Here is a 16956-nt window from a genome sequence, read left to right as displayed (position 1 = left end):
AAAATTTACGGGTTGGCCCTTATGAAATGCTTACCAAAGAAAGAAAATCGGGAACTTTTGCCATGATCAATTGGCCGCGTGTCAAAGAACTCCGCGATGAAGTCGGAGAAGAAGACTTCGATGAAGTCGTGGAACTGTTCCTGGAAGAAGTGGAAGGTGTCATCGGTAAGCTGCGGACCGGAGATCGCAGCATGCTGGAACAGGATCTGCACTTTCTCAAAGGCAGCGCGATGAATCTCGGTTTTGATGGCTTTTCGACGCTGTGCCTGAAAGGTGAGCGTGACTCGGCTGCGGGAGCCGCCGCATCCGTTGACCTTGACGCTGTGTTTCTGTCCTACGAGCAATCCAAGGCTGAGTTTCTCAGCAAGTTGCCCGCTCTGGCCTGAACAGGCCCCGGGAACCTAGATCAGGAACTGCGCCAGCGTCTCATCATTGGTGATGTCCGTATAGGTCATCCCCGCCGCCTCAAGACGCGCGAACAGCGCCGCGAAATTCTCGGGCCGCTTGGTTTCGATCCCGATCAGGACGGAGCCAAAGTTGCGCGCCGATTTCTTCAGATACTCGAACCGTGCAATGTCGTCCTCGGGGCCGAGGATATTGAGGAATTCCTTCAGCGCGCCGGGACGCTGCGGCAGGCGCAACAGGAAGTATTTCTTGATCCCCGAATAGCGCTGCGCGCGCTCCTTGACCTCTGGCAGGCGCTCGAAATCGAAGTTGCCGCCCGAGGTGACGCAGACCACGCTTTTCCCCCGGATCCAGGATCGCACATCATTCAGCGCCTCGACCGCCAGCGCGCCGGCGGGTTCCAGCACGATGCCCTCGACGTTCAGCATCTCGATGATGGTGGAGCAGATCCGGTCCTCTGAAATGGTGATCACATCCGGCAACGGGATGTGTTTCAGCAAATCAAACGGCTGCGCGCCGATGGTGCCAACCGCCGCGCCGTCAACGAATGTATCGACCTTGTCCAGCGCAACCGGATGCCCCGCCGCAAGGGCTGCCCGCAGGCAGGCGCCACCGTTGGGTTCGACAAACAGGCAATGCACCGCATCGCCGAAAAAGGTCGCAACGCCCGAAGACATGCCGCCCCCGCCCACCGGCAGGATCACGTGATCGGGCGTGCCGCCGAACTGCTCCTCGATCTCCACCGCGATGGAGGCCTGACCTTCGATCACATCGCTGTCGTCAAAGGGCGACAGGAAATGCCCGCCCTCGCGCGCGCACCACTCCTGCGCGGCGGCCAGCGTGTCGTCGAAGTAGTCACCGATCAGGTGCACCTCGATATTGTCGCCGCCGAACATGCGGGTTTTCTGGATCTTCTGCTGCGGGGTTGTGACCGGCATGAAGATCACGCCCCGCTTGTCCATGTGTTTGCACATGAAGGCCACGCCCTGCGCGTGATTGCCGGCCGAGGCGCAGACGAACAGCGCCTGATCGGGCTGCTTGCGCATGGCGTTGAGCGCCCCGCGGATCTTGTAGGAGCGGACCGGGCTCAGGTCCTCGCGCTTGAGGTAGATATCCGCCTCGAACCGTTCCGAGAGGTGAACATTGCGCTGCAGGGGTGTTGCGGGAAACACCTCGCGCATGGCCGCCTCGGCGGCGCGGGCGGCATCTTTGAACCGGGTCTGAAAATCGCTCATACCCTTTCAGTGGCCCAAGCCCGCCCCCAAGGCAAGGGGCAGGCGCAAAGCATGCAAAAGAATACCGATATCAGATCGGGCGCTTTTCCACGAAGTAGCCGTAAAGCGTGGTCAGGATACTGATGTTCAGCAGGCTCAGCACGGCCGAAAAGCCGAGTTGAACTACGCTCATCAGCCACGGAATCGAAGACAGGCCAAGCAGGATCACCGAGGCGACGACATTTGCCAAAAAGATGAAAAAACCCACCGCAAGGAAGGTCGGCCACTGACCTTTTGTCGCGCGCAAAGCCTCCCCAAGCCCGAAGGACGCCCCGATTGCCGCCGCTGGCAGGACAAGCACCATCCGGCCCAAGAACACGAATACAGCAACGAAACAAACCGCCATAAAGACTGCACCGATCACGCCCCCGGCCTGCATGATTGCAGAACCTATGAACGCGACCGGAAGCATGCAGACCATCGATACAAGCATCAGCTGAAGGCTGCGCAGCAAATACATAAGGATGTTTGACGGGTTGAGCCGCGGGATCCACCCTTTCGGCATTTCTTCGAGCAGCACATAGCGGTGCCAGGCCACAATGCCCCACATGCTGATCACGGCGACGACCAGTGAGAGCAAAAGGATCCTCAGCACTATCCCCGGCCCAACCATACCGATTGGCAAGGACGTTCCATTTCCATGCATCATCAGTTCGCTTGTCATCTGACCGACCATGGCGAATATCACCACGGCGATGAGAACCAGCGGCACAAGAAAGATCTGTACCGCTTGTTGAAAGTTCCTGCTGATCATTCCAATCGAATGCGAAAATAGCTTCCAGCCGATCACGGGCAATGTCTCCTGTAAATAGTCGTCCCAGCGTTATTGCACGTATTACGGGCGGCAAGACAAGGAAAACCCGGCGAACCTTGCCCTTGCCCGCAAAACCCGTTACGCCGCAGACGTTCTGATCAAGAGGAAAACCCATGTCCGCGCCCAAGAAAGTTGTGCTGGCCTACTCTGGCGGCCTTGATACGTCGATCATCCTGAAATGGCTGCAGACCGAATATGGCTGCGAGGTGGTGACCTTTACCGCCGATCTGGGCCAGGGCGAAGAGCTGGAGCCCGCCCGCGCCAAGGCCGAAATGCTGGGCATCAAGCCGGAAAACATCTACATCGAAGACGTGCGCGAAGAGTTCGTGAAGGATTTCGTCTTCCCGATGTTCCGTGGCAATGCGCTCTATGAGGGCGAGTACCTGCTGGGCACTTCGATTGCGCGTCCGCTGATCTCCAAACGTCTGGTGGAAATCGCCGCCGAAACCGGCGCCGATGCCGTCGCCCATGGCGCCACCGGCAAGGGCAACGACCAGGTGCGCTTCGAACTGGCGGCCTATGCGCTGAACCCCGACATCAAGGTGATCGCCCCCTGGCGCGAATGGGACCTGACCTCGCGCACGCGCCTCTTGGAGTTTGCCGAAAAGAACCAGATCCCGATTGCCAAGGACAAGCGCGGCGAAGCGCCCTTCTCGGTCGATGCGAACCTCTTGCACACCTCTTCGGAAGGCAAAGTGCTGGAAGATCCCGCCGAGCAGGCACCGGATTACGTCTACCAGCGCACCGTGAGCCCCGAGGATGCGCCTGATACGCCCGAAGTCATCACCATCGGCTTTGAGCAGGGCGATGCGGTCTCGATCAACGGCGAGGCAATGAGCCCGGCCACCATCCTGACCGCGCTCAACGAATACGGCCGCAAGCACGGCATTGGCCGTCTCGATTTCGTGGAAAACCGATTTGTCGGCATGAAGTCGCGCGGCATCTATGAAACCCCCGGCGGCACCATCCTGCTGGCAGCGCACCGCGGTATCGAGCAGATCACGCTGGACAGCGGCGCGGGCCACCTGAAGGACTCGATCATGCCGCGCTATGCCGAGCTGATCTACAACGGCTTCTGGTACAGCCCCGAGCGTGAAATGCTGCAGGCCCTGATCGACAAGAGCCAGGAGCATGTCACCGGCACCGTGACCCTGAAGCTTTACAAAGGATCCGCCTTCGTGGTGGCGCGCGATTCCGAGCATTCGCTCTACTCCGAGGCCCATGTGACCTTTGAGGAAGACGCCGGCGCCTACGATCAGAAGGACGCGGCGGGCTTTATCCAGCTCAACGCCCTGCGCCTGAAACTGCTGGCCGCGCGCGAGCGCCGCCTGAAGAAGTGAGCGACGATTACGACATAGACGGCGACTTCGAGGATGACTTCGAAGAAGAGCTGGAGATGTTCGTCGAAGCTCAGGACACGGTCTGGTCCGATGTCCTGAGCGAACTGACTGCGGGCAAAAAGACGAGCCACTGGATGTGGTTCGTCTTCCCGCAACTGGCCGAGCTGGGCAAATCCCACATGGCGCAGCTTTACGGGATCGAAGACCTGGCCGAGGCCAAGGCCTATCTGGGTCATGAGGTTCTGGGGCCGCGCCTGACAGAGGTCGCGCAGCTGATGCTGTCGCATCAGGGGCAGGACTCGGCTGAGATCCTCGGCAAAGTGGATGCCAAGAAACTGCGCTCCTCCATGACGCTGTTTGCCGCCGTGCCGGATGCGCCGGACACGTTCAAACAGGTGATCGACGCCTTTTACAATGGCGCCCCCTGCCCGCTCACGATTGAAGCACTGAGTCAGGCCTGAGGCCCACCTCCCCCTTGGTCATGCTTGCCCGGCGCAGGGCTCTTGCTTAACCCCAAGGTCAAGCAAGAGGAGATCCCTGATGGCCCTTCAAGACATCGCGGCCGGTATCCAGTCCGGCCTTTCCGGCAAAAGCTTTGACGGTTCGCTGAAATTCGACTGCGGGACAGACGGCGTGATCGTTCTGGCCGATGGCACGGCAACCACCGAGGACCGCGAGACCGACTGCACCCTGCGCCTGTCGCAGGAGAACCTGAAAAAGCTGCTGACCGGAAAGCTGAACCCTATGACGGCGGTGATGATGGGCAAGATCAAGATCACCGGCGACATGGGCGTCGCGATGAAACTGGGCAAGCTGATCGGGTGAGGCCCGTCGCGCCACAGCCTATAACGTTAGCTTGACACCATCGTTGCAATTCTGGGTGGTTTCGCCATAAAAAAGGCACGCAATCAAATATTTAGAGATCCAGAATGAAAAAATCACTCCTACTCCTTGCCCTTACCGCTCTTGTCGCTGCGTGTTCAGTTGACCCGCAAGCTGCCCATGAAAGACGGGTAAAACTCATTCAGCAAATCTTCCCAAATCAGGCAGATCAAAAGGGCCTGTTCTTGGTCTTCCCAATTGAAGTATATGGATATTATGCCACATTAGACATCATTTACTTCCCCGACGAAGTGTCTGAAAGCACCGTCAAGAAGCGGGTGGGCAAGTACTGCGCCCAGTTCAAAAACCGCGGTGCGACTGGGCAAGCATACCCAAGAGATCCATCCAAACCGGTCACTGTGACTGTAGCCGATGGAACAACCCGTCCTGCACAAGAGATTTGGCTGTCCTGTGTAGAAAAGAAATAAGACGATCTGGAGGTTCCACGAAAGGAACCTCCTCCATTCTCACTTGATCGCTACCGCCTTCAGCTGCTCGTAATAGGGCATCGCCGCCTCCAGCACCGGTTGCAGGTGCTCGGGCACCTCGGGCAGATCGCCTTCGGGACCGGCAAAACCGGTGGAGGTCCAGACCGCGCCGTACCAGACCTCGGCCCAGACGCCATCGTCCTTGTGGCCGCCCTTGGGCCAGGACAGCATTTTTGGCGAATAAGGCAGATCGATCGCCTCACACATCTGTTCCAGCTTTTTTGCGGGATCCTGGCGGATGTCATAGCTGTCCACCACCACCGGGGACTGCCCCCAGTTGCGGCAAAGATCGTAAAGCTCCGCCTGCTGGCGGAAGCCGATGTCATCCAGGGTCGGATTCTCGCGTTTCGCCGCATAAGAGGCGATGACCCGTGCCGGGTGGCGGATCAGGAAGACGTTTGTCACCTGTCGCATCCAGTCGCGTGGCATGCCGGGGATCATGTGCTGGCTCATATGCTTTTGATAATAGACCGGTTTTGCAGCCGGGATGGGGCCTAGAAGCAAATCGGAGACCACGTCCGGATCCTGGCTCTGGCTTTCCAGGATCTCATCCCGCATGGGATGATCGAGGCCAGTCATCTTCAGGTAGGCCGCATAAAAGGGCTCATCCACCACCGAGCAATCGCCCCGGTTCCCAAAGGCGTACATCATCGCCGTCGACAGGTTCCGCGGCCCCGACCACATTGCAATCCGCATCAGGTGCACTCCTTTTCGATCAATGCTTTGTACAACGCCCGGATCCGCTTGGTCATCGGACCCATTTCGCCCGTGCCGATCTGGCGCCCGTCGATCATCCCGACCGGCGTCTGCGCGCCAAAGGTGCCGGTCAAAAACGCCTCATCCGCGCCATAGGTATCGACCAGCGAGTAATTACGCTCGAACACCGGAATGTCATTGGCACGGCAAAGATCGATCACCTTTTGCCGGGTGATCCCGTTCATGCAGTAATCCCCGGTCGAGGTCCAAACCTCGCCGCCGCGCACGATGAAGAAGTTGCAGGCGTTGGTGGTGTTCACAAAGCCGTTCACATCCAGCATCAGCCCCTCGTCCGCGCCCGCCTTTTCGGCGGCGATACAGGCGAGGATGCAGTTCAGTTTCGAATGGGAGTTCAGCTTGGGATCCTGGCTCATCGGCAGGCCCCGGATATGGGGCACGGTGGCCAGATTGATCGGGCGTGGCAGGTTGGGGCGCGAATGCTCCATGATGATCACCATGGTCGGCCCCTGTTGCGACAGGCTGGGATGCTGAAAGGGGCGCGTTTTCGGGCCGCGTGTCACCATCAGCCGGGCGTGGGCATCGGTGGTCATGCCATTGGCCTTTTGCGTGTCGAGAACCGCCTGTTTCACGCCTTCCGGGGTCAGGCCGATGTCCAGATCGATGGCCTTGGCCGCCTCGAACAGGCGGTTCAGGTGCTCGTCGATGAAGGCCCAGCTTCCGTTATAGAGCCGCAGCCCCTCCCAGACGCCATCACCCAGCATGAAGCCGCTGTCATAGACGCTGACGGTGGCCTCGGCCTTGGGCACGATCCGACCGTTCACATATATGAGGATCTCTTCGTTGCGCAGGTCTTCTTCGGCCTGATGGGTGCTCATTTTTTCTGTCATCCGCCCCTCCTTTTCCGGCACGCTAGCCAGATTGGATCCAATTTCCAAGCGATAACTTGCGCTCACCTCTGCGTGACATTTGATGACACGGGCTTGAGCGGAAAACAGGCAAGCGGCAGGGTCTTTGAAAAACGGAGGCGATGATGAATCCACTGCATCAGATCAAACAGGTTTCCCTGGCCATCCTCATCCTGACGGCGGGCCTTGTGCGCGGCCATCAGGCCCATGCCGCAAGCCCCGAGGTGCTGACCGTGGCAGGCGGCTGCTTCTGGTGCGTCGAAAGCGATTTTGAATCCGTCCCCGGCGTGATCGAGGCCGTATCGGGCTTCACCGGCGGCACCACGGAAAACCCCACCTACAAAGAGGTGACGCGCGGCGGAACCGGCCATTACGAGGCGGTGCAGATTACCTTTGACGCAGGCAAGGTCAGCCGGGCAACGCTGCTCAGCCTGTTTTTCCGCTCGGTTGATCCCACGGATGCAGGCGGGCAGTTCTGTGACCGCGGCGACAGTTACAGAACCGCCATCTTTGTCTCTGGCGAAAAAGAGAACTCCCTCGCGCAGCAGGCCAAATCCGAGGCCCAGCAGGCGCTTGGCCAGCCCATCGTGACACCCATTCTGCCTGCTGGCACATTCTATCCTGCCGAGGACTACCACCAGGACTACTACAAGGGAGAGGCGCTGGTCTTCACCCGCTTTGGCCCGAAACGTCAGGCCGCAGCCTACAAACGCTACCGCCAGGCCTGCGGGCGTGATGCACGGGTGCGTGCGCTATGGGGCGAGAGCGCGCCTTTTGCCGCCGGTCATTGAGCGGCCCTGCCCCACTTCGGGCGGATCCGCCAGGTATTTGTTCTGACCGATTTCGACTAAACTTGTCCCCAAATTCCTGCGATTTGCACACACCTTTTCAGGGTTTACCGCCCTCTGATGAGATTCATTTAACCGATTTTGTAGACCCTGAGAGCCGTTCAGTATTGGTGGCGCAGGTGAATGAAAATGCCCAGCTCAGGTCTCACTCGGGCCCTCACTTTGTTTCTTGGCTTGGCAGCTTTGTCATGGTCCTCTTCAGGCGCGCGCGCCGACACGATCGAACTGCGCGGGGACGTCTGGTGTCCGTTCAATTGCGAACCGAACAGTGACCGTCCCGGTTTCATGGTGGAACTCGCACGGGAGGCGCTGGCCCATTACGGACATGACGTGCGCTACGATACCCTGACCTGGAGCCGCAGCCTTGATCAGACCCGCAGCGGTGAGGTCAATGGCGTCATCGGGACCGATCAGGACGAGTCGCCCGATCTGATCTTTGGCCCTCCGCTTGGCACGTATCAGGAAACACTGATCTTCCGCGGGGGAGAAGGACGACAGATCGAGACGGTAGAAGATCTGGACGGGCTTCGCATTGGCGTCGTCGTGGACTACGACTACTACCCGATCTTCAACACCTATATCACCGAGAATGAACGGGATCCGACACGTGTTCAGATCATTGGCGGCGATGACGCACTCAAGCGCAACCTGCTGAAGCTGACCTCTGGCCGTATCGATATGACGATGGATGAGCGCTCGGTCGTGAACTACACGATCGGTGAGCTGGGTCTTGCAGATCAGGTAGAACTTGTGCCCTACGAAGACGCCTCTGATCTGTTCATCGCCTTCTCACCCGCGCTGGAAAGCTCGCAGATCTATGCCCAGCAACTCTCCGAAGGGATCGAGCGCCTCAAGGCCTCTGGTCGCTACGCCGAAATCCTCGCACGTTACGGACTGCCAGGGTAAGACGGCATGAACTCTTTCGGACCAAAAACCATCCGAACGCGCCTGCTGATTGGTGTTCTTGCTCCCGTCTTTTTGATTCTGGCGGCAGGTCTTTCCTTTGAGAGCTACGATCACCGCAAACACCTTATCGAAAGCCTGGATTCGCGCGCCAACATGCTGGCACAGCTGACGTCTGCGGCCCTATCCCAACCCCTCTGGGACTTTGATCTCATCCAGGTTGAGGAAACACTCCATGATATTGCGGGCCTGACACATGTCGGACAGGCCCAGGTGATCGCAGCAGACGGACGTGTCATTGCCTCTGTAACCGCCTCCGACTACCTCCCGACCGATGGCGATATCCTCAAGACTCACCAGATAACCTACACGCTGGGCGAATATACCGAGGTGCTGGGTGAATTGCATCTCACCCTGCCCCTTGCCGACATTCAGGCCCCCCTGTTCGAGTCGACGGCACATCACCTCGTGATTTCTGCAGTGATTTTCCTGCTGGTGTCCGGCAGTGTCTTTTTCGTCCTCTCCCGCATTTCCAAACCGCTCACCGCGATCAGCGATGCCATCTCGGATCTGCAAAACGGCCGTTTGGATTGTTCCATTCCCTATCAGAACCGCAATGACGAGGTCGGCATGCTGGCCCAGGCGCTTGAACAGATGCGGCGCAATGAAATCGAAATGGCAGAGCTGCGAAACCAGAGCACCGAAGCCGCGCGCCGCGAACTCCACCGGATTCATCGGGCCCTGAAATCCACCCGCGACGGTGTCATCCTGACGGACGAGACGGGTATTGTCGTCTTTTCCAACGCCAATGCCTCCATTTTCTTTGCCGATGCCCGCGACGGGGACAAACTGAACTTCCGATCCTGGCTGCCCGAAGATGTCGCCGAACAGATCGAAGAGCGTGTCGCCGCAAATGAGGATTTCGCTGCAGAGGCCAGCGTCACGCATTTCAACAGCGGCGAAGAGTTGAACCTTTTTGTACGGGGCGGTCCCATCCGCAACGAAGACGGGCTGTACCTTGGCACGCTTCTTTTGGCGACCGATCACAGCGATCAGGCGCGCCAGGCTGCGCGCGTGAAATACATGGCAGAGCATGACAGTCTGACCGGTCTGCCCAACCGCCGCCTGCTGGAACAGACTCTGGCCAGCTGGCTGGAGACGGGCGAACAGGTGTCGATCCTGCTGGCGGATCTCGATCATTTCAAAACCATCAACGATACCCTTGGCCATCCGATCGGCGATGCCCTTCTGAAGGTCGTTGCCGACAAGTTCTCTGCCAGCACGTCAACCAACGCGCTGGCCGCCAGGCTGGGGGGCGACGAATTCGCCATCGTCGTAAAGGGCGCTGCCAGCGAAGAACGCCTGAGCAATATTGCCAATTCGCTTGTGTATGATCTGTCCAAACCGCTGACCATTTCCGGCAATGTGCTGCACACCGGGATGAGTGCGGGTATAGCGACGCTTGGCGGAAAGGATGCGCGCGCCGCCGACGGGATCCGCTGCGCCGACCTTGCGCTCTACGAGGCCAAGAAAGGCGGTCGCGGCCGGGTCGAGGTCTTCCACACCGATCTCGAAACCGCGATCAAACGCAAAGCGCTTCTGGAACGTGAACTGCGCGGCGCCCTCAAGGAGGGCGGGATCCGGCCCGTGTTCCAGGTTCAGACGGATCTGCGCACAGGCGAGATCATCGGGTTTGAAACCCTCGCGCGCTGGCATCACCGGCATCTGGGCAGCGTGTCACCGGCCGAGTTCATCCCCGTGGCAGAGGAATGCGGGTTGATCCGCGAATTGACCTATCAGATCATGACCCAGGCCTTCCAGGCCGCAGCCCGCTGGCATGACATGGGCTTTAAAGGACGGGTCGCGGTCAATCTGTCGCCCAAACTGTTCGGCTCGCAAGTGGACGAATTCGTAAACGACTGCCTTTACGAGACCGGCTGTCCGGCCAGTGCCGTTGAGGCCGAAATCACTGAAACGGTCGTCCTGTCCAGCGGCCAATCGGCCCTGCGCGAGATCGAAGCCCTGCAGCGGCTTGGGGTGACCGTGGCCCTGGACGACTTTGGCATGGGATATTCTTCGCTCAGCTATCTGCAGAAGTTTCCCGTCAACAAGATCAAGGTCGATGCTGCCTTTGTCTCGAAACTGCCGGAATCCCCCGAAACCAAGGCCATCGTTGTTGCCATTGCAGAGCTTGGACATGCCCTTGGGATGCATGTGACCGGGGAAGGTGCAGAAACCGAAGAGCACCGCAGACTGCTGCAGGAGTGCAAGGTGGATTACTTGCAGGGTTACTTTGATGGCCCGCCCCTCGCCGAGCGCGCCGCCACGGCCCGTCTGTTCCCCGGCGAAGGTCTGCATCTGCAGATGTCCGGCTAGCCTTCGCGGCCAGGTGACGGAAGCCATCCCGGCACGAGGGAACTGGAGCATCTAAGGGGCGCAACGGCCTTCTGGTACCGTTTTGAGGCTTTGCGTCCCGTATCTGAGACGACCGGCCCCGTTTGTCGTCTCTCTGGCCATCGAAAATGTTGCCTGCCGCGAAAAATCGGCTATCACCTCCCGAACTCTTTTTCAGGACGCCGCCCTGTCCGGAATAGATCACGAGAGGAACCATTCGCTTGAAAACCGCCGCGCCAGACAGCCTCCTCGTCCCGCCCCTTGGGTGTGTGACGGTCGAACTGAAAGGCGTAAGTCTGGCTGCAAATGGAAAACCGCTATTGCAGGATGTCTCCTTTTCGGCAGACGAGCGACGCGTGGGCATCGTCGGGCGCAACGGCTCAGGCAAGACCACGCTGGCCCGGGTCCTGAGTGGCCTGGTTGCCCCGGACGCAGGAGAAGCCCGGATAGACGGCACGGACATCTGCCGTGACCGAAAAACGGCTCTCGGCCTCGTCGGGGTCCTGTTCCAGAACCCGGACCGCCAGATCATTTTTCCCACTGTCGAGGAAGAACTCGCCTTTGGGCTTCGCCAGATGGGGCTGGAAAAAAGCGACGCAGATGAAAGGGTCGCGCAGATCCTCAACCGTTTCGGCAAGGCGCCATGGGCCAAGGCCCCTACCCATCTGTTGTCTCAGGGGCAAAAGCAGCTGGTCTGCCTGATGGCCATCCTGTCCATGGCCCCGCGTGTCATCATTCTGGATGAGCCTTTCTCTGGCCTGGATATTCCCACACGGATGCAGCTTCAGCGCACGCTGGATCGGGTCGGAGCTCAGACCTTCCATATCTCTCACGACCCACACCACCTCGAGCACTACGACCGGATCCTGTGGATCGAGGCCGGACGGATCGAGGCCGATGGCCCCGCGGGTGAGGTGCTTCCTGCTTTTACCAGGCAGATGACCGCATGGGGGGCGAGCGATGATCTCTCTGACATTCCCGTCTGAAACCTGGGCGCATCCCATTCCGGTCGGCTGGAAACTGGCTTGCCTTTCAGGTGCGACACTGGCGCTGTTTTCCTTCACATCGATACCGGTGCAGGCAACCGCTCTGACCCTGACGGTCCTGCTGTATCTGAGCGCAGGCCGCCTGTTTGCCCGGAGCGGCCTCAAAACCCTGCGCATCCTCTGGCCCTTCCTTGCGGTGATCTTTCTTTGGCACATGATAGACGGCACACCCCGTGAAGGGCTGTCCATCGCTCTGCGCCTGTCCAGCACCGTGGCCCTGGCGAATTTTGTCACTATGACAAGCCGACTATCCGATATGATCGATGTTGCGGCCTGGCTTCTGACCCCGTTCCGGCGGCTTGGCCTCAGTACCCGAGGTCTGGAAATCGCCATTGCCCTTGTCATCCGTTTCACACCGCTGCTGAGCCTGCGCGGCGCACAACTCGCCGATGCCTGGCGCGCAAGATCGGCGCGTCGGCCCTCCTGGCGGATCGCCCTGCCGTTGACGGTTTCGGCATTGGATGACGCAGATCACGTCGCCGAAGCACTGAAGGCACGCGGCGGCATTCTATAACCTGCAAGCCTCAACAGAACTCCACGGGGCAGACACAAGGATCACGACACAATGGAACGTTCCATCGCCTATATCTCTCTTTTCGCGGCGCTGATTGCCGCCTTGGGATTCATCCCGCAGATCACGCTGGCCTTTGGTGTTCCGGTGACGGCGCAAAGCATGGGTATCATGCTGTGCGGAACGGTCCTTGGCGCGCGGCGCGGGCTGTTGGCGGTTCTGCTGTTTCTCTTGCTGGTGGCACTGGGACTGCCGCTGCTGTCCGGCGGTCGCGGCGGCCTTGCCGTTTTCGGATCGCCCACGGCAGGCTTCCTGTTCGGCTTTCCGGTCGCAGCCTTCGTCACCGGCCTGATCATGGAACGCCTGCGGAGCGTCGCCATTCTGCCCACCGCCATCGTTGCCTCGGTGATCGGCGGCATTCTGGTGCTCTACCTTTTTGGCGTGACCGGCATGGCCATCACGCTCAAGAAATCTTTCCTCGAGGCGGCCAGCCTGATCCTGATCTTCATCCCCGGCGACATCCTGAAAGCGGTGATCGCGGGTCTTTTGACCGCTGGTCTGGCGCGGGCACGTCCAAGCAGCCTGTTGTCGCGGTCCGTTTAGCCCCCCCCAGCTCAAAATCAGCGATGCGGATCTCCATGAGGTCCGCGTTATTTCGCATTACAGCAACCGCACATGTGACTTATGGTTCGATTTCGGAGTTTTCCATACCGCAATACTCCCGAACCATGTTGAAAACGAGCCATTTGAACAGAGGCTTGGGCAGGATATCCTCCATACCCCATTCCGCGCCCCCATTGAACTTGTACAGATTGGGGTAGCCTGACATGCCCACGATTGCGGGCCGCTGGGATGGGTTGCCAAGAGCAGAAATGCGTTTTGACACCTCAAAGCCAAGATCCCCGCCGGGGAACCGGATGTCCATGAAAACCAGACCATAAAATGACGGACGCGCCTTGCACCGTTCCAAGGCATCGAATGGATCGGAACACATCTCGAAAGGCGCCTGCGAATCCAGCAAGAACCCCTCCAGCCGAAAACGAACCCAAGGATCATCGTCCACGGCAAGGACCACGGGTCCTCGGTCGGGCTTCATAGAAATGACCTCTGCACTTGATCGCATCAAGGCATTCGCCTCCCAAAAGAGTGGGCGCTGAAAGTGGCGCTGACTAAATCCGGTTCTCAATCGTGCTGGTTGTCAAAACACCGTTTCACAGGCCGCACTCGATCAAAAACCTCGCAATGGCCCGCGTGCGAACAGGTCACCGTACTCAGTAACGGAATTTCCAAACCAACTACTCTCCTGACTACACAGTAGCAGCTTTGACCGGACATACAAAGAAATGCATTTCCAAAACTCTCCGCACCGGGGGTTATCGGCGACTGATCGCCTTGGAGAAAACGCCGCTCCAAATTGCACCAGAGCCTTGGAACACTTCACGCCGTGAGTTTTTATTCATTGAAAATCAAGGCCCTGCCCTTCACGCCCATATCTGAAAAAAAGCGGCAGCCACATTTCAAAGGCAAGATTTCTTTTATTTTCACGGCATGTCTGCCGGACGCAAAATCTCGAACAAATTTGCGGTAAAGATCAAAGGCATTTTTCACATTCCCGCCCCAAGGCACTGACTGAGCTCGAATTTCCCGAATTCGCCCGCTTTCCGACGCCCCAAGAGTCGAGCGCTACCTTCAATAAATCGTGAAAATAACACAAATCGACAACCATTGTCATGAACCAATATTTATACGCAAAACATTGTTCCAAAACACTTCAGAAGCCGTTTCTGACCCTTCTGCATCTCCGCTTTGCAATATCGCCCCATCACCAAAAAACCGCCTCAGGTGCCTCTCCTGGGGAAGATCAAAACGGTTTTGAGCCAATGGCAGGCGGAAATTTCCCGGCCTTTAATCCCGCCAGGCCAAGGACGGGTTTGCCTTTTGCAGTTGGCGATGGCGGCCACTGGTTCCTTGTTCGTTGCTTGTAAAGGATTGTGGTGTTAGCAGCTTTGCCAAGTTGTGTTTACCCAGAATGGAGTTTGCCAATGGGCGCGGACTATATCGTGAAAGACCTGTCGCTGGCCGGGTTCGGTCGCAAGGAACTGGACATCGCCGAGACCGAGATGCCGGGGCTGATGGCCCTGCGCGAGGAATATGGTGCGGCCAAGCCGCTGAAGGGCGCGCGCATTGTCGGCTCGCTGCACATGACCATCCAGACCGCGGTTCTGATCGAGACCCTGGTGGCGCTGGGCGCCGATGTGCGCTGGGCCTCCTGCAACATCTTCTCGACCCAGGATCACGCGGCGGCGGCCATCGCCGAGGCGGGCATCCCGGTCTTTGCCATCAAGGGACAGACCCTGGAGGAGCACTGGGACTACCTCGACAAGAGCTTCATGTTCCCCGAGGGCGCCAACATGATCCTCGACGATGGTGGCGATGCGACGCTCTATGTCCTGCTGGGCGCGCGGGCCGAGGCCGGTGAGGACATCATCCCGGTGCCCCAGTCCGAGGAAGAAGAGGTCATCAAGGCGCAGATCAAGAAGCGCATGGAGGCCTCGCCCGGCTGGTTCACCAGGACCCGCGATGCGATCAAGGGCGTCTCGGAAGAGACCACCACCGGCGTCAACCGGCTCTATCAGCTGGTCAAGGACGGCCAGCTGCCCTTCCCGGCGATCAACGTCAACGACTCCGTGACCAAGTCGAAGTTCGACAACAAATACGGCTGCAAGGAATCGCTGGTCGACGGCATCCGCCGCGCCACGGACGTGATGATGGCGGGCAAGGTTGCGGTGGTCTGCGGCTATGGCGACGTGGGCAAGGGCTCGGCCGCCTCGCTGGCCGGTGCCGGTGCGCGCGTCAAGGTGACCGAAGCCGACCCGATCTGCGCCCTGCAGGCGGCGATGGACGGCTTTGAGGTTGTGCTGCTCGAGGATGTGGTGGCGGATGCCGACATCTTCATCACCACCACCGGCAACAAGGACGTGATCCGCATCGAGCATATGCGCGAGATGAAGGACATGGCGATTGTCGGCAACATCGGCCACTTCGACAACGAGATCCAGGTGGCCGCCCTCAAGAACCACAAGTGGACCAACATCAAGGAACAGGTGGACATGATCGAGATGCCCTCGGGCAACCGTCTGATCCTTCTGTCCGAGGGGCGTCTTCTGAACCTCGGCAATGCGACGGGGCATCCCTCCTTCGTGATGTCGGCGTCCTTCACCAACCAGGTTCTGGCGCAGATCGAGCTGTGGACCCGCGGCGAAAACTACAACAACGAGGTCTACATCCTGCCCAAGCATCTGGATGAAAAGGTGGCGCGTCTGCACCTGGGCCGCATCGGCGTCAAGCTGACCCAGCTCAGCCCCGAACAGGCCGCCTACATCGGCGTCAGCCCAGAAGGCCCCTTCAAGCCCGAACACTACAGATACTGAGCAATCCGAGTCGGATCAAAAGCCAAGCCGTGCAGACACAAAGGTCTGCGCGGCTTTTCTTTGTTTGAACCTCTCTCGTCAAATCTGACTGTATTTTGCGGGCGATTTGTGGAAGAAACAGAGAAAACCGGGGGATTTGTGATGAATATGATTAAAGTTTTGGTTGCCACCCTGGCGCTGGGAGTCGCGAGCCTTGCAGAGGCTGCGCCAGTTTCACCGTTGGACAGCGGCAAATGGTTCCAGGCCGCCCGTATGTCCGACAGTGATGCCGGAATGTTCGATGGCAATGGCAAACTGAGGCCAACCTATAGCTATGGCACCTATGTCAGTGAGAACCAGGCCGACGATTTTGCACGCCCCTTTGACGTCTGGGCGGGGATGGACATCCTGTTCATCACCGGTAATGGCAACATTTGGGCCATGTCCGACTACGCAACGCTGCGCACCACGATTGATGCTGCAGAGGGTCGTTTTGACGCCAACTTCTTCTGGGACGCCACAAGCCTCAATCCAGGCGGACAGGCTGCAAATATTCTGGACCGCGGCGCCGGGGTCAGTGAGGATCCCTGGATCTCCCTTTATGGCCCCCATCTGGACGCTGTTTTCAGCTATGGCAGTATCATCTGGGGGGAAAACGATTACAACAACCCCCTCCACACTCAACTGAAGAACAACAACGGCGGCGTGAACGTCTGGGTCTCGGTCGCGCCGGTTCCAATTCCGGCCTCGATGCTGCTGCTGGGCACAGCCCTGATGGGCATGGCGGCGGTACGTCGGCGGCGCAGGGAAGCGTGACACTCCCATTGGCCGGACACGTTGTACTACGGGCATGAAGCCTGACATTCGGAGGTCCTCGTGCATCGCGCGAGGGCCTTTTCTTTGCCTTCCCTGAACCTGTCACGGAAATAACGTTCGGTCGCAAGGCTCAACCTTCGGGATACCCCCCTGCCCAGGCGAAACCTGCCACGCTAGGCTGTATCCAGTCTCGACGGCCTCTG

Annotated in this window: 18 protein-coding genes; 13 read left to right on the top strand and 5 right to left on the bottom strand. The window is 58.9% G+C overall.

Features of this window, described 5'->3' with window-relative positions; translation table 11 throughout:
• Positions 1 to 62: 62 nt before the first annotated feature.
• On the top strand, positions 63 to 386 hold the full coding sequence (locus AADA15_RS15595; RefSeq protein WP_341642480.1) for an Hpt domain-containing protein: 324 nt from the start codon (positions 63 to 65) through the stop codon (positions 384 to 386).
• A gap of 15 nt (positions 387 to 401) precedes the next feature.
• Here the strand turns inward: AADA15_RS15595 and ilvA are convergent, their stop codons facing one another.
• A complete protein-coding gene (ilvA, locus tag AADA15_RS15590) occupies positions 402 to 1640 on the bottom strand; it encodes a threonine ammonia-lyase IlvA (protein WP_341642479.1) in 1239 nt (412 codons plus the stop codon).
• A 70-nt stretch (positions 1641 to 1710) separates the two neighbouring features.
• Complete coding sequence (locus tag AADA15_RS15585) at positions 1711 to 2469, bottom strand: hypothetical protein (protein WP_341642478.1); 759 nt, start codon at positions 2467 to 2469, stop codon at positions 1711 to 1713.
• A gap of 137 nt (positions 2470 to 2606) precedes the next feature.
• Between AADA15_RS15585 and AADA15_RS15580 the strand changes: the two genes are divergently transcribed.
• The 4 genes from AADA15_RS15580 to AADA15_RS15565 all read left to right on the top strand — a co-directional run bounded on the left by AADA15_RS15580 (position 2607) and on the right by AADA15_RS15565 (position 5143).
• Positions 2607 to 3833 (top strand): argininosuccinate synthase, encoded by a 1227-nt coding sequence (locus tag AADA15_RS15580; RefSeq protein WP_341642477.1) that lies wholly within the window; start codon positions 2607 to 2609, stop codon positions 3831 to 3833.
• Positions 3830 to 4294 (top strand): DUF1810 domain-containing protein, encoded by a 465-nt coding sequence (locus AADA15_RS15575; protein WP_341642476.1) that lies wholly within the window; start codon positions 3830 to 3832, stop codon positions 4292 to 4294. Before AADA15_RS15580 ends, AADA15_RS15575 begins: the two co-directional genes overlap by 4 nt.
• Positions 4295 to 4373: 79 nt before the next feature.
• Positions 4374 to 4658, top strand: a complete 285-nt coding sequence (locus tag AADA15_RS15570; protein WP_341642475.1) for an SCP2 sterol-binding domain-containing protein — start codon at positions 4374 to 4376, stop codon at positions 4656 to 4658.
• Positions 4659 to 4762: 104 nt separating this feature from the next.
• Positions 4763 to 5143, top strand: a complete 381-nt coding sequence (locus tag AADA15_RS15565; RefSeq protein ID WP_341642474.1) for a hypothetical protein — start codon at positions 4763 to 4765, stop codon at positions 5141 to 5143.
• A gap of 39 nt (positions 5144 to 5182) precedes the next feature.
• Here the strand turns inward: AADA15_RS15565 and AADA15_RS15560 are convergent, their stop codons facing one another.
• Both AADA15_RS15560 and AADA15_RS15555 read right to left on the bottom strand, forming a co-directional pair.
• The gene (locus tag AADA15_RS15560) at positions 5183 to 5899 is read right to left on the bottom strand and encodes a sulfotransferase-like domain-containing protein (RefSeq protein WP_341642473.1); all 717 of its coding nucleotides are present in this window, start codon (positions 5897 to 5899) and stop codon (positions 5183 to 5185) included.
• On the bottom strand, positions 5899 to 6807 hold the full coding sequence (locus AADA15_RS15555; RefSeq protein ID WP_341642472.1) for a D-amino acid aminotransferase: 909 nt from the start codon (positions 6805 to 6807) through the stop codon (positions 5899 to 5901). Before AADA15_RS15555 ends, AADA15_RS15560 begins: the two co-directional genes overlap by 1 nt.
• 143 nt (positions 6808 to 6950) lie before the next feature.
• Here AADA15_RS15555 and msrA point away from each other — a divergent pair, with 143 nt between their 5' ends.
• The 6 genes from msrA to AADA15_RS15525 all read left to right on the top strand — a co-directional run bounded on the left by msrA (position 6951) and on the right by AADA15_RS15525 (position 13130).
• A complete protein-coding gene (gene msrA, locus AADA15_RS15550; RefSeq protein ID WP_341642471.1) occupies positions 6951 to 7616 on the top strand; it encodes a peptide-methionine (S)-S-oxide reductase MsrA in 666 nt (221 codons plus the stop codon).
• Positions 7617 to 7802: 186 nt separating this feature from the next.
• Positions 7803 to 8579: a substrate-binding periplasmic protein gene (locus AADA15_RS15545; RefSeq protein ID WP_341642470.1), complete on the top strand. Its 777-nt coding sequence runs from the start codon at positions 7803 to 7805 to the stop codon at positions 8577 to 8579.
• 6 nt (positions 8580 to 8585) lie between these two features.
• The gene (locus AADA15_RS15540) at positions 8586 to 10952 is read left to right on the top strand and encodes an EAL domain-containing protein (protein WP_341642469.1); all 2367 of its coding nucleotides are present in this window, start codon (positions 8586 to 8588) and stop codon (positions 10950 to 10952) included.
• 239 nt (positions 10953 to 11191) lie between these two features.
• On the top strand, positions 11192 to 11956 hold the full coding sequence (locus tag AADA15_RS15535; protein ID WP_341642468.1) for an energy-coupling factor ABC transporter ATP-binding protein: 765 nt from the start codon (positions 11192 to 11194) through the stop codon (positions 11954 to 11956).
• Positions 11931 to 12530, top strand: a complete 600-nt coding sequence (locus AADA15_RS15530) for an energy-coupling factor transporter transmembrane component T family protein (protein WP_341642467.1) — start codon at positions 11931 to 11933, stop codon at positions 12528 to 12530. Before AADA15_RS15535 ends, AADA15_RS15530 begins: the two co-directional genes overlap by 26 nt.
• A 51-nt stretch (positions 12531 to 12581) precedes the next feature.
• Complete coding sequence (locus AADA15_RS15525; protein WP_341642466.1) at positions 12582 to 13130, top strand: biotin transporter BioY; 549 nt, start codon at positions 12582 to 12584, stop codon at positions 13128 to 13130.
• A 79-nt stretch (positions 13131 to 13209) separates the two neighbouring features.
• Here the strand turns inward: AADA15_RS15525 and AADA15_RS15520 are convergent, their stop codons facing one another.
• Positions 13210 to 13623: a response regulator gene (locus tag AADA15_RS15520; protein ID WP_341642465.1), complete on the bottom strand. Its 414-nt coding sequence runs from the start codon at positions 13621 to 13623 to the stop codon at positions 13210 to 13212.
• Between the two features lie 946 nt (positions 13624 to 14569).
• On the opposite strand from AADA15_RS15520, the gene ahcY reads away from it, so the two are divergent.
• Both ahcY and AADA15_RS15510 read left to right on the top strand, forming a co-directional pair.
• Positions 14570 to 15958: an adenosylhomocysteinase gene (gene ahcY / locus AADA15_RS15515; protein WP_341642464.1), complete on the top strand. Its 1389-nt coding sequence runs from the start codon at positions 14570 to 14572 to the stop codon at positions 15956 to 15958.
• Between the two features lie 141 nt (positions 15959 to 16099).
• Positions 16100 to 16753, top strand: coding sequence for a VPLPA-CTERM sorting domain-containing protein (locus AADA15_RS15510; protein ID WP_341642463.1), 654 nt, complete (start codon positions 16100 to 16102; stop codon positions 16751 to 16753).
• Positions 16754 to 16956: the final 203 nt, after the last annotated feature.

This window comes from Phycobacter sedimenti, assembly GCF_038148855.1.
GTDB classification, from domain to species: domain Bacteria; phylum Pseudomonadota; class Alphaproteobacteria; order Rhodobacterales; family Rhodobacteraceae; genus Phycobacter; species Phycobacter sedimenti.
This window is presented reverse-complemented; position numbering and strand designations above follow the sequence as displayed.